Raw genomic sequence first — 13,471 nt, 5'->3', positions numbered from 1 at the left:
CGGAAAGGTCAGGTTTTCAGTAGGTTGGTCTTACCTTTTATGCTTCATCATTTTGTGAAATATCACAATTTATTAGTGATTAATCGGTGAGTAAAACTGGTTTGTATTCAGTCTCATACCGAAGCATTGCCCACGCAGTCCGTACCACCTTGTTAGCCAGTGCAATGCAGGCCTTCTTGAAACCGATACGATCTATGATACTCCTCAACCATGCATCCTTCTGAGTCTTCGGTTTTTCAGGTAGCCGTCCAACATAAGATATTGCACCAAGATAAAGAAGCGAACGTAGCTCCTTTACACCACCGGATTTATCGATCCCAACCATAAAAACTTTGCCACCTGAACTGTGTTGTTTGGGTGTAAGACCAACAAATGCTGAAGCTTGTCTTCCATTCTTGAACTGCTTTCCATCACCAAGAGTTATATAGAGCATCGTAGCAATTGTTTCACCAACACCTTCAATGTCCATTAGTCGTTGGCACGGTTCTATCTGGCGGGTTAAAGCATTTTTCTCTTTTTCGAACGCTATGAGTTTTGCCTTCAGTTCATTATATTGCTCCCATAACATAGACAGAACGGATACGACATTTGTTGGTATTGATGTGTCTCCATCAAGCACAGTTTGAACCGACGCCTTTAAGCCTTTTTCACCTCTAGGATTTGCTATCCCGTAACTCAAAATCGTTCCTCTAATGTGAAGCCCTAATGAAACAACACTGCGTGATAAGAAACGGCGACTGCTTTCTAAAGATTGCATAGATTGCTGTTCAAGTGATTTTGGTTGACTGTATTTGATACCGATGTGAATAGCAGCGTTGGTGATGGCAAGAGCATCATTGTGATCAGTTTTATGACCTTCCAAATATCCTTTCACTTTCTTAGGGTTGATGACCCTAACTTCGTGTCCAAGGCTTTCAGCTAATTGTTCCCAGTAGTGGCAGCCGCAACAACCTTCCATAGCAACAATTGAAGGCTTAGCCTTTGCCAGAAACTCTTTCATTTTTTGACGGCTCAGAGGCTTGTTAGACAGTAACTCACCATGAACACTGATATGGCAGGCTTGCAGAACATTTTTTGCTAAGTCGATAACGATAATATTTTTAGTCAACATATTGGAACCCTCGTTATAACGGTACTCTGCTAAGTGTAGATTGGCAGAGAGGGAGTGGATTCCATACATCAAGTTGGACGCTCATTTCGCAGTGTGCGAAACGCAACCTGCGAAATGAACTTATCTTTCCGTTAAAGTATTTATAAACCATACACTTATGTGGTAAGTCTAAAGAATCTAGCTTAGCTTTTCTAAAACAAGAAACGACCATAACTACAAAAAGTAGCTCTATTACGAGCGACCAGCGGTCAATAGTGGCTGGTATTGACCGCCTTCAGTTCGGAATGCGTTTTCTAAAAAAAAGATAACTTTCGCACCTGCCCTGCAATTAATCATTACAAAACAAGTGTTTAAGTCGCTTTTCATTGTCGAATTTCACGGTGAAATTGACAGGTAACCAGCAGGGTTGGAAGCTTTACAAAGCGGCTTTCCGACAGCAAACATTATTCTCAGTTTTCTATTTTTACGTGATAACTGTAGCTTCAAGCTTGTTTGACTCGTTTGTACCCCAAAGTTTGTCATTGACAATTTCTGTTCAGACCAAATGAACAAAATCTTGCACACACCTCTTGTTAATGCTAGGTTCAATAGTGAATTTGAACGGTCGTTCAGTTTGTATATTTGAAGATTAAGTTGTTTTGTACTCAACTTTTTCTATCAAAGTTAATTTAATTTGAGTTAAAGAATATGAATAAAAATAGTATTGTTACTACATTAATTGTTGCCCTTGTCGCAAGCATCGCCTTCATACTAATCCAACCACTTTTTGGTATGTCGACACTTACTTCACGACATGCTGCTGCCTATGTTGAATTTGGTGGCTACAACAAAACGAGTGCACTTTTGTTATCGTGGCTTGTACATATTGGTGTTTCTGTTTCTTATGCAGCACTTTCAAATCTTATTTTCATTTTCAACTCATCTTTTACTGTTAGCGCTATACAAATAGCGGTCTTAGGTTGGATGACAACACTTATTGCAACACCAGCCAATGAATTTGTTGTAAAACTAGTGACAACAGAAAAATTTCCTTCACTCAGTTCTTTATCAGCAATCAATACTGATGTTGGGCCAAAATTATGGTTACATATTTTGTTTTTTGCATTTATTGTTTTTGGGTTTTGGATTGCTAGGCTTAAAAGCTCCGCCACTGTACCTGTTAGTGTTTAAAAAGTAATGAACAGGAAGTTGCCATCGAACTCGTTCCTGTCCAGCGACGTTTCGGCTCTCCCTGTAGTGGTCAACTAAATTTGACTGCCAAACTTCATGTTGACCAACAATATTGGGAGGAGGTCATCATGAGAAAGCTATCTTCTGGAAAATGCAGTGGCATCAAAAGACCATTCAAACTTGAAGAAATCTAGCGAATCAGAACTAGGCTGGAGATTGAAAACGATTTTATGCAGCTCGCGCTATTGAACCTGGCTATAGATAGCAAGTTAAGAGCGAGTGACTTGCTAAAACTACACGTTTACGATGTTTCTTCGCAAGGAGTTATCTATGAAAGGGTTCAGTGCATCCAGCAAAAAACGGGCACCGATGTCCATTATGAGATTACTCCGAGAACTGATCTGCTCCAGTTATACTGGACAATCTAATAAGTGAGTTATCATACCTGTGGTTATTGATGGTTTACTAATTTAGCAAAGTCGCTGACAAGCTTTTCGGATTACCAGTAATGTGTTGAAGAGTCGCCATATTTTAAATGAAGTACAAACTACCAACCTGTACGCCAAGCACATGCAAATAGAAGAAGTCTTCCGCGATCTAAAGAGTACCGCCTATGGGTTCGCACTTCGTCACAACAGAACTCGTTGTATTAAGCGATTGGATATCCTGCTTCTTATTGCGTTGCTCGCTGAAATCTTGATGTGGTGAAATGGCCTCATTGCAGTGCAAGCCAAGGGGCATTTTTACTTCCAAGCCAACAACATTAAACACCGCCGAGTTCTATCCATATCCCGTCTAGGAAGAGAGGTACGAAATCATCGGCGATATCAAAGACTCACACAATGCCGGACTAGGGAAAATATGAGGGGATTCGTTAGGCTTGTACTTATTGCTGTATTTTATTAATTAAGCGATAATCCGTAAGGTGATTTAAATCTTATAGATCTAACTTCTGTATTCTTATATTGTTCATTTAATTTGATAAGATCTTCATTACTCTTCTTAATACATTGTGTCAATGTAACCAAATCATAATAATTATACTCCTCATCAAATAAAAAGAGAACAGTACTACCATCAACTTCAGTTTCAACCTGAATTTTGTTGTTTACAAAAGATACGTTTCCTTCTTGAAAATTTTTCTTAAAGTTTTCAATAATTTCACCCTCACAATAAATATTACTTCCTAGTTTTAATGCGTCCAAATTTGATGTGTATTCATGATTGTATACAGTTTTATTCAACCTTTGTAAAGTAATGCATTTCTGATATAAAAATATATTGTATGCCCAAGTGAGTTGTAACTTTTTTTTCCTTTGCCTTTACGAATAGCATTCGTAAAAATCTTTATTTCAAAAGGATGTAATGGAACCCTAGAGTGTCGTAAATCGTTAATTTCTCTTAATATATTGCTATCAATAAAGGTGATATAGGTAAAAAGTTCGTCAATATTATCGCGCACTCTATTTATTGAGTTAAGTATATACATATCTAAGGATTCAACATCTAAAGGTTTCGATGCGGAAGAGCAGATCCTACCTATCGAGCTTGCAGGGATTTTATCGAAAATTAATTGAAAATCTTCTTTTGATAAAGTAGAAAGCAACTTATCAGTATCTGCAAACTTTGCGGTTTCAGCAACAACAGAGGCAATCTCTCTGGTTATTTTGAAAATCTTATCACTTATAAACGGGGTAAGATCTCGTTACCTTTTCTTTTCTGGTATATGTACAACAAAAAAATAAAAAATCCAGCTAACTATTATCCCTAGGGACAGGTTATGAATTATACTTTGTCCAGAAAAACCCCAAGAAAACATCATGATCAAAAGGTTGTTATCAATAATTAATGGTTCTGTAGATATTGCAAACATAGCAAAAAACGCCAGGATTATTAACAATTTTAGTCCTATTTTATTTAAAATGGTGTACCACCACATCTATTTATGTCCTAAGTGAAAAAAACGTATTATAAAATAATTGTTATCTATTTAGTACACATGTATTGACGAACGTAAAGCAAAGCAGGATACCTTTTCTAATCTTTAACTTTATTAGCGCTAAATCGTTTATGTCCAAAAATGAGTTGCGCTAACTTCCTCACACCCCAACACAGCCACAAACGCATCTAAATACTGTTCGATAGTCAGATCTGCAGAAACGGGCGGTAGCTCCACGGTAATACATAGCAAGTTTCTTTCTTGGCACCATGTGCCGAATGAGCCTGGGGTTTCGTAATCGACGTCCTCGACGAGCGGTAGGTTGAACTGTTTGCCTAACCAAGTGGCGAGTTCCGATTGGGTTGGGTCGTCGACCATGGCGAGTGGTTCGTGGAAAGAGATGACGAATTGAGGCTTGCGCTGTTCAATGAAGTTGATGAGCGACTGCACTTCCGGTTCAAGTTGGTCGGCTTGCCCAGTTTTTACTTTTACATCTCTGACTGGTGTGTGAGAACTCCAGCGATAAACGGTGCCGCTTTCTGTCCAGTTTTGAGTTGGAAAGGCTCGGTTTAAATCAACTTGATTGGCGTTGGCACGGGTACCTAACTGATTACCATCTGGGTTCATCGACAGAATCACATCGTGTCGCAAGTTAGCTGCTGGCAAGCTTCTTAGCGCGCATGACAAACCTGCGATAGAGGCGGTTTCATCGCCGTGTGTACCTGTTAAAATCAGCCCGCGAGATTCGCTTTCTACTTGCGCGGGGAAATAGAGCAAGGGTGCGCCCAATACCGACTTTCCATATGGTAGCGGCTTTATTGAAAATGCAGCTCTTTCCGTTCTTGGAATTAAACTCACCTTTATCTCCTGATTGATCAAGTACTATCAAGTATTAACGATTACACAAACCTACTTAAATAAACTAAAGCGTTAAAACTCGTCAACAGTCGCATTGTTAATTTTATTACTTGCTTCAAAGATAGGCTAGGAGAGCAAAAACATATGGATTTTAAGAAACATTCAACGGCTTTACTCATTTCATCTCTATTGACCCCTTTTATCTCAGTAACTGCCGTTGCTGACACATTGCCTGCCGGAACTTCGCTGGCGAAAGAACAACACTTAGTGCGCGCGAATGATGCAGAAGCGGCGACTCTTGACCCAGCAAAGGCGGAAGGCCTGCCAGAAATGCACATTCTACGTGACCTATTTGAAGGTTTAGTGATTCAAGATCGCGATGGCAATATCACTCCGGGTGTTGCACAGTCTTGGGAAACAGAAGACAACCAGACCTTTGTATTCCACCTGCGTAAAGACGCGAAATGGTCGAATGGTGATCCGGTGACGGCCGATGATTTCGTATATGCGATAAGACGCGCGGTCGACCCTAAAACGGCATCTCCGAATGTTTGGTATCTCAAGCTCACCCAAATCAACAATATTGCTGATGTGGCAGAAGGTAAGAAGCTGATTGAAGAACTAGGTGTTTCGGCTGTTGATAAACACACGGTGAAGTTCGAACTCGATAGTAAAGTGCCTTACTTTGTGGCGATGACGGGCCACACCTCCATGATGCCAGTGTACAAAGTAGCCTCAGAAAGTAGCGACAAGCCGTGGAGCGACCCTAAGCAATTTGTCGGTAATGGCGCATTCGTACTAGACGAGTGGGTGGTGAACGAGCGCATTGAGCTGAAGAAGAATCCTAACTATTGGGACAGTTCAAACACGCACTTAACCGAGGTGACTTATATTCCGTTTGAGAATCAGAATGCCTCGATCAACCGTTATGCCGTGGGCGAGGTTGATATTACTTCGGACGTGCCGACACATATGGCGCAGCAACTTAAAAGTAAATACCAAGATGCGTTTACCACAGTGCCTTTGCTGTGTACTTACTACTACGCATTCAATACTACGCGACCACCTTTTGATGATGCGCGAGTACGTAAAGCCGTCTCTTATTCTATGATGCGTGACGTTATCACCAATGGTGTGACTCAGGTGGGCAACTTACCAGCTTATACCTTTGCACATGAGTACACAGCTGGTTTTGATGCGACACAACCTGAGTACAGTACTTGGACTCAGAAAGAACGTGACCAAAAAGCTAAAGAGCTACTGAAAGAAGCGGGCTACGATGCGTCTAACCCACTAGATTTCAAATTGCTTTACAACACCAGTGAATCGAACAAGTCGATTGCAGTGGCGATTGCGTCAATGTTGAAGGGCAACTTGGGCGCACAAGTCGAACTAGAAAACCAAGAGTGGAAGTCTTACTTGGTGTCACGTCGCCAAGGTGATTTCGATGTAATGCGCGCCTCTTGGTGTGGGGATTACAACGAAGCATCAACCTTCTTGAGCCTGTTACGTTCTGGTTCTTCGGGTAACTTTGCTCGCTACAGCAATGACAAGTATGACGCAGCAATGGACAGCGCCTTAGCTGCTACCAGTGAACAAGATCGCCAAGGTTTCTATGACCAAGCCGAACAGTTACTGGCAGAAGATATGCCGATCGCGCCAATTTACTACTATATGCAGGCTCGCCTAGTACGACCAAGTGTTGGTGGTTTTGCGAAGAACAATGTAGAAGGGCGTATCTACTCTAAGGATCTCTACATCAAAGAGTAATTGCGTTTGATTCACGCGACGACACACCGCTAAAAATATGAAATAGAGAAAAGGGACGTTGATCATAAATATCTGATCAACGTCCCTTCGTCATTAATCTGTAACGGTAAGCGCAAAAAACTGAAACCTGACTGAAGTATTTTTCACTTTTATTTCAATCAGGTGAAGCCATGTTACCCCCTCTACGTGCCCTTGTTGCGTTCGAAGCTGTTGCCCGCCTCGGCTCTATTGGCGCGGCTGCCCGAGAGCTTTGCGTTACGCAAGCTGCGGTGAGTCAGCAGCTTAAAAGTTTAGAAACCTTTCTCGATACCACACTGTTTGAACGCAGCTCCAAAGGCGTAAAGCTGACGTCGGCTGCCCAGCATTATCAACCGATTGTTGCGGGTTCATTAGCACACCTGAAACTACAGACTCAAATCCTGTTCGGGGAAAAAGAAACCGACGTGTTGAGCCTGCGCGTTAATCACACCTTTTGCCATAACTGGCTGCTACCTCGCCTGCCATCTTTTTATCAAAAATACCCTTTTATCAGGCTCGATATTCAGCTGGTGGACTGGCCATCTACCAACCCTTGTCAGAATGTCGATATCGAGCTGACCAACGGCAAGGTCGAAAGCGAAGACACTCATAGTGAGCGACTGTTTCAAGAACATTGGCAGTTGGTGTGCAGTCCAGAATTTAAAAACCAATATCAAGATGCCTTGGCCAAGCATGATTTTTCTGCTCTGCCGACCGTGCAAGTTAAAGGCTACCGAGAGAACTGGCTGCAATGGTTGAGTCACAATCAATTCGAGATGACCTTACCGAAGGTGCTGCTCGAAGTGAGTAACTCTTTGCACGCTCTAGAAGCGGTTAAGCATGGGATTGGCGTGCTGTTGGTACGTTCGCTTGCGGTGTCTGAGTTGTTAGAGAAAAACGATCTTGTTCTGGCGACGGAATCCTCGATGCCTGCTGAATCTGCCCACTATTTGATTACTAAACACCGACGCAGTGCCAAGGTGAATTTCTTTTGTGATTGGCTTTATCACCAGATGGAAGATGGTGAACTGGAAGAAAGATTTTCTAATGGGTAGCCATAAAAAAAAATGAAGGGCGCTCTTACTAACCTGTCACACAAACCCCTTAATTTAACCGCATACAAATAAGGACGAGGTCACCATGAGTGCTTTCTCAGAACCAATGAAAAACCGCTTAAAGGTACTGCTATTTACTTCACCGTTGTTGGTGCCACTGTTTACTTTTTGGCTCGTACCATTTGGTTATTCGATTTATATCAGCTTCACCGATTGGGATTACATCTCGCCAGATTATTCGTTTGTCGGTTTAGAAAATTACGAGTACATGGTTGAGGACTACGAGTTCATCCAAGCGATGCTCAATACGTTTTGGTTCTCTGTGGGTGTGGTGATTCCCACCATTATTCTTGGTCTCGTGTTTGCCATGTTGTTGCACAAAAACTTCAAGGGTAGCCAGTTTTATCGTGCGGTTATCTTCTCGCCTTGGATTACACCAACGGTGGCAGTGTCGATTGTTTGGTCTTGGGTATTCGAGACCAAATCGGGCTTGGCAAACCACCTATTGGAGTCAGCAGGGTTTAGCGCGATTCCATGGTTAGAGAACGGAAACACAGCCTTAATTGCGGTGATTATCGTGACGGTTTGGCAGGCGATTGGCTGGACGATGCTGTTTTACATCAGTGCGCTCAACAAGATTCCAGAGTCTTTGTATGAGGCTTCTTTGATTGATGGTTGTAGCAGCTTAACGCGATTTTTGAAGATAACGTTGCCGCTGATTTCCCCAACCACATTCTTCTTGGTGGTGGTCAACATTATTACGGCAATGCAGGCATTCGATCAGTTCCAGATCCTAACGCAAGGCGGGCCGGGCGGTGAGACACGCACCTTGTTGTACTTGTTCTACCAACAAGCGTTTGAGCGTTACGAAATGGGACCTGCGGCCGCGACATCGTTAGTGATATTCCTGATTACTGGATTGCTGGCACTTATTAATACCTACATCGGCAAGCGCTGGGTGTACTACTAGTCGATTTTTGAAAGGACAGAATTATGACCACGCAAGTATTGGATGCCAACCAAGTCTTAAATCAAAGAGCGGCTGTATCTAAAGTCAAAGCCCAAACCAAAGCGACCAAATCAGAGATTTCGTCAAAGAAAAGCTCAGTGGATCGCCGTTCGTTTATCGCACTGACTAAGCACCTGTTCTTGGCAACCTGCGGAACCATCATGGTATTCCCGTTCTTATGGATGCTGTCTGGTTCGCTGAAAAGCAACGATGAAATCTTTGCTAGCCCGTTGAATTTGATTCCAGAACAGTTTCGCTGGGAAACCTTTGTTGAAACCTTTCACAGCGCGCCGTTTGGCTTGTACATCTTCAACAGTTTTAGTGTGGCTTTGTTCACTACCTTGTTGGTGATTGTGAACTCGGCGATGTTTGCATACGCATTAACGCAGCTGAAGTTTCGCTCGAAAACCGTGCTCTATTTTATCGTGATGGGCTGTTACATGCTGCCGGGCGCTGTGACTTACATTCCGTCTTACATCACCCTGGCAAGGCTGGGTTTGTTGGATTCGCACATGGGCTTAGTGGCGTCGAACGCGGCGTCGGTTTTCGGTGTGTTCTATCTACGCCAAGTGTTTATCAAGGTGCATCCGTCGCTGATTGAAGCTGCACGAATTGATGGTGCAGGTGAGCTCAAAATTTTATGGGCAATCATCTTACCGCAATGCCGAGCAGCAGTCGCAACACTGTTCCTCATCACTTTTATTACCAATTACAACAGCTACATGTGGCCTAGCTTGGTTATCACCACTCAGGAACTTAACCTGATTGCGACCGGGATTCGTCACTACTTTATTGCCGAAGGTAACTATGGATTGAACTGGTCGCAAATCATGGCGGCGAGCACCATTGCAGTATTGCCTTTGTTAATTCTATTCGTCATTTGTCAAAAGACGATTCTTTCAGGTATCGCCGATAACGGCGTAAAAGAGTAAACGGAAATGAAACTAAAAACTCTCGCACTAGTGTGTGCTGGCGCAGCAAGCGCGTCTATGTTCTCTAGCAGTGTTCTTGCCGCAACCGAAGTTAACTTTTGGTATTCCGGTGGTACTAAGCCACAGCAAATGATGACTAAGCTCATCGAAGAGTTCAACGCGAGCCAAGATGAGTATGTGGTGAAGCCAGCATTGCAAGGTAACTACACAGAAACCTACCAGAAGCTGCAAGCTGGTTTAGCGTCTAGAACTGCACCTGAACTTGTGCTGCTAGATTCAGGTCGTGCGGAAGCGATGCATGGGCGTGGTTTGAGCCGTGACCTAACGCCGTTCATGGATGAAGAGTTCAACTTCTCTGATTTCATTGGCGCGTTTAAAGACCAAGTGACCGCAGATGATGGCACCATCATAGGTCTACCTGCTTACGGTACAACTCAAGTGTTCTACTACAACAAGCAGGTGTTGGCAGAGAACGGCTTTACCGAGCAAGACCTAAACACATGGCAAGGCGTAGCTAAAGTCGCGGAGAAAGTTACCCAACGAGATGACAAAGGCAACGTGACCTTTTACGGCTGGGAGCCAATGTGGGGCCAAGACAACATGATTGATGCGGCTTTCTCTAACGGTGCGAAGATCATCAGTGATGATGGCAAAACAGTGTTAATCGATTCGGCTGAATGGGTTGAAGTGTGGGACAGCTTCCGTAAGTGGATCCACGATGATCAAATCATGCGTATTCACTACGGCGGTCAAGGTTGGGAATACTGGTACAAAACCATCGATGACGTAATGAAAGATAACGCGCTTGGCTATACCGGTTCATCGGGTGACCAAGGTGATTTGGACTTCACTAAGCTTTCGGCAACCACACAACCAGGTTGGGGCTCAAACCCTTCTGCACCACAAGCGGGTGCGCTGGTTTACGTGATGCCAAAAGGCACAGACGAAGCAGCGGCTAAAGGTGCATTCGAGTTTGTTGAGTTCTACACCAACGCGAAAAATACGGCGGCATGGTCAATGTTTACGGGTTACATCCCAGTGCGTAATAGCGTTTCTGAAGTACCAGAATACCAAGCGTTCACTAAAGATAACCCGCAAGCTCTGATCCCGCTGAAGCAAGCGAACACGGCCACTAAAGACTTCCTAGACCCGACCAACGGTAAGATCATGGATGCTCTTAAAGTGGCTGCGGATCAGATTCAAATTCAAAACGTGCCTGCGGATAAAGCGCTAAAACAAGCGGCTAAGAAAGCACAACGTGCACTAGACCGAGCGAATCGTTCTTAATCTGTAAAGTGATTAAAACTATCTTTGCATGCATCAAGGCCCATCTATTCGGGTGGGCCTCTTTTTAACCCAGTTCTTCAATTAGGACGAATTTGGTGAAGACAATGACCCAATTTCAAGGTGAGCTGCCGTTTGGCAGAGTACGTATCCCCTTTGATGTGCCAGCAGGTTCTCACAGCGTAACGATTACTGGTACGACGGTGAAAAAAGGTTTTTTATACGCGGCAGCCTACGATGCCAACCAAGAATTTCGTGGCAAAGTGCTATTTGAAAAGACGCACAAGTCACTCACTATCCAACCGGAAAACTCAGGCCTAGGCGCGATTGATCGTGCGATTCCATCGGGCGAGTGGTTCTTAGAACTTTACAATCTTGAAGGTGAGTTTCGTACCGAGCGTGCGATGCAGTATCAAGTCGATGTCCTTTGCTCTGATGAGCCAAAGAATGACGGAATTGAGAGTGAGCTAGAACTCAACTCAACGGTCACAGTTGATCACGATATCGAGTTTGATTACAGCTACATGCTGAGTTCTGATTCTCGCTGGTATCGCGGTGATTTACACGCCCACACTCAGCTTTCTGATGGTCACAATACCTTGGCAGCGGCTAAAGGGATTGTCGAATCACAAGGGCTCGATTTTTTCTTCTTCACAGAGCACAACATCTGCCAGCCTAAGTTGCCTGTTTCTAACCAGTGTTTGTTTCTACCCGCGCTAGAAGTCACGACCGATCTCGGGCACTTCAATGTGCATGGCCCAGTTAAGTCTTTGGACCTTAGAGACGTTGAACATAGCAGCCAAGCGACCATGGAAGCGGGATTGGATTTAGCCAAAAGTGGACACAGTTCCCTTGGCATTAATCACCCGATGATGAAGCCGTGGCACTGGCATTACGATCAAGTGGATCTCAGCCAAGTGTCTACGTTTGAAGTGTGTTGTGACCCTACTTGGTCAACCTCGCCAAAAGCGACTGAAGAGGCGTTATTGGTTCTCAATGAAATGTGGAATTGTGGGCAGCGTATTACGGCGATTGGCGGCAGCGATTCACACCTTGAGCCCCATGAACGTAATCCTAAATCGGACGAGCCTTCTATCTACGGTGACCCATCAACATTCGTTTACAGCCATGGTTTGAGTGGCGAAGGGATCTTGTCTGGTTTGCGTAATGGTCAGGTGTATTTAGAGCGACGTTGCGGCTTGAAGTTTGATATCAACTTAGGTGATTTGCTACCGGGCAACGATTCTCAAGGGCAGGCACTCACTTATCGTATCGCTGTCTCTGATTCAGAAAACCCTTACTACGCAGAGTGCATGGTGGATGGCGAGATTGTTGATCGAATCGCTTTGAGTGATGAACTACAAAGTATCCATATTGATGAAGGCTACCGTTGGTGTCGTGTCGATATTCGTCGCGGAGCGCTTTCTTCAGCATTAATCAACAGCACTCAATCTGCATCTGACGAGCGTGAGTTTGAAGGCTGCATCAACGCCGTATTCGACGGCAAACAACCAGAATTTAACCAACCCCTAGTGCGTACTTGGGGAGAACTAATGGAACGAATGAGCCGTGATGAAGTTTAAGGCGATGTTATTTGATAAAGACGGCACATTGTTAGAGTTCCACAAGATGTGGCTTAACGTTTCTCGTGGTGCCTGTGAGCGTGTGAAATCTTACAGTGATCAGCATCAAGGTAATCAAACTGTCACACCTGCTGAGTTACTCTTGGCCATCGGTGTTGAAGGTGATGTGGTTGATAACTATGGACTATTAGCCTCAAATCCAGTGGAAGATACCGCCACAGCGTGGTTCAACATGCTGCAACCTAATGTCTCACTCGCTGAGTTCACTAAGGTGACCAAAGCCGCTTTCAATGACGAAGTGGAAGAGAACCCAAGTTGGATTGAAGCCCTACCGGGTGTGACTGAAAAGCTCGGTCTGTTTAAGCAGCAAGGCATGATTTTAGGCATCGCGACCGCAGACACCAAAGACTCAACGATCTACACGCTAGAGCAATCGGGTTTGAGCGAGATGTTCGATTATGTTGGTTATTCCGATGGTGATATCGAACCTAAACCTGCGCCAGCACTGCTCAATGCCTTCTGTGAGCAATGCGGTATTGAGCCACATGAAGTGATCATGTTTGGTGACACGGTTTCGGATATGGAATTTGGCCGCAATGCAGGTGCAAGCAATGTTGGCGTACTGACGGGGACTGCACAACACAGTGAGTTAGAGCCAGTAGCGGATCTGGTCATCGCATCAGTCGCCCATTTTGAGCTCAATCAACTGCAAGAACGCGGCTAAAACGTTTAACGGTAGATT

Annotated in this window: 11 protein-coding genes and 2 pseudogenes; 10 read left to right on the top strand and 3 right to left on the bottom strand. The window is 44.0% G+C overall.

The genetic code is table 11. From position 1 onward, the window contains the following. Window positions 1–79 precede the first annotated feature (79 nt). Complete coding sequence (locus ITG10_RS26105) at window positions 80–1,111, bottom strand: IS110 family transposase (protein ID WP_248387034.1); 1,032 nt, start codon at window positions 1,109–1,111, stop codon at window positions 80–82. Window positions 1,112–1,798: 687 nt separating this feature from the next. Here ITG10_RS26105 and ITG10_RS26100 point away from each other — a divergent pair. The 3 genes and pseudogenes from ITG10_RS26100 to ITG10_RS26090 all read left to right on the top strand — a co-directional run. Next, the gene (locus tag ITG10_RS26100) at window positions 1,799–2,281 is read left to right on the top strand and encodes a hypothetical protein (RefSeq protein WP_017629413.1); all 483 of its coding nucleotides are present in this window, start codon (window positions 1,799–1,801) and stop codon (window positions 2,279–2,281) included. 128 nt (window positions 2,282–2,409) lie between these two features. Further along, window positions 2,410–2,679: pseudogene (locus ITG10_RS26095) on the top strand (integrase); the annotation flags it as partial. A 154-nt stretch (window positions 2,680–2,833) separates the two neighbouring features. Further along, a pseudogene (locus ITG10_RS26090) lies at window positions 2,834–3,187 on the top strand (hypothetical protein); the annotation flags it as partial. Here ITG10_RS26090 and ITG10_RS26085 read toward each other — a convergent pair. Together ITG10_RS26085 and mpaA are read right to left on the bottom strand one after the other, a co-directional pair. After that, on the bottom strand, window positions 3,184–3,486 hold the full coding sequence (locus ITG10_RS26085; protein ID WP_128644314.1) for a hypothetical protein: 303 nt from the start codon (window positions 3,484–3,486) through the stop codon (window positions 3,184–3,186). The pseudogene ITG10_RS26090 and the gene ITG10_RS26085 overlap by 4 nt on opposite strands. Window positions 3,487–4,349: 863 nt before the next feature. Further along, complete coding sequence (mpaA, locus tag ITG10_RS26080) at window positions 4,350–5,078, bottom strand: murein tripeptide amidase MpaA (protein WP_026084328.1); 729 nt, start codon at window positions 5,076–5,078, stop codon at window positions 4,350–4,352. 144 nt (window positions 5,079–5,222) lie between these two features. On the opposite strand from mpaA, the gene ITG10_RS26075 reads away from it, so the two are divergent. From ITG10_RS26075 to ITG10_RS26045, 7 genes are all read left to right on the top strand, one after another. Then, complete coding sequence (locus ITG10_RS26075; RefSeq protein ID WP_017631630.1) at window positions 5,223–6,848, top strand: ABC transporter substrate-binding protein; 1,626 nt, start codon at window positions 5,223–5,225, stop codon at window positions 6,846–6,848. 170 nt (window positions 6,849–7,018) lie between these two features. Beyond that, window positions 7,019–7,921, top strand: a complete 903-nt coding sequence (locus tag ITG10_RS26070) for a LysR substrate-binding domain-containing protein (protein ID WP_017631631.1) — start codon at window positions 7,019–7,021, stop codon at window positions 7,919–7,921. 85 nt (window positions 7,922–8,006) lie between these two features. Beyond that, window positions 8,007–8,891 (top strand): sugar ABC transporter permease, encoded by an 885-nt coding sequence (locus ITG10_RS26065; RefSeq protein WP_017631632.1) that lies wholly within the window; start codon window positions 8,007–8,009, stop codon window positions 8,889–8,891. A gap of 23 nt (window positions 8,892–8,914) precedes the next feature. Further along, window positions 8,915–9,862: a carbohydrate ABC transporter permease gene (locus tag ITG10_RS26060; protein WP_017631633.1), complete on the top strand. Its 948-nt coding sequence runs from the start codon at window positions 8,915–8,917 to the stop codon at window positions 9,860–9,862. A gap of 6 nt (window positions 9,863–9,868) precedes the next feature. After that, the gene (locus ITG10_RS26055) at window positions 9,869–11,149 is read left to right on the top strand and encodes an extracellular solute-binding protein (RefSeq protein ID WP_248387033.1); all 1,281 of its coding nucleotides are present in this window, start codon (window positions 9,869–9,871) and stop codon (window positions 11,147–11,149) included. A gap of 104 nt (window positions 11,150–11,253) precedes the next feature. After that, on the top strand, window positions 11,254–12,729 hold the full coding sequence (locus tag ITG10_RS26050; protein ID WP_248387032.1) for a CehA/McbA family metallohydrolase: 1,476 nt from the start codon (window positions 11,254–11,256) through the stop codon (window positions 12,727–12,729). Continuing rightward, window positions 12,719–13,453 carry an HAD family hydrolase gene (locus ITG10_RS26045; RefSeq protein WP_017631635.1) on the top strand — a complete coding sequence of 245 codons (735 nt, stop codon included), beginning with the start codon at window positions 12,719–12,721 and terminating at the stop codon, window positions 13,451–13,453. The genes ITG10_RS26050 and ITG10_RS26045 overlap by 11 nt, the downstream gene beginning before the upstream one ends. The last annotated feature ends 18 nt before the right edge of the window (window positions 13,454–13,471 follow it).

Source organism: Vibrio sp. ED004 (assembly GCF_023206395.1).
GTDB lineage: Bacteria > Pseudomonadota > Gammaproteobacteria > Enterobacterales > Vibrionaceae > Vibrio.
The sequence above is the reverse complement of the archived record's forward strand: the minus strand, read 5'-3'. Positions and strand labels throughout refer to the sequence as shown.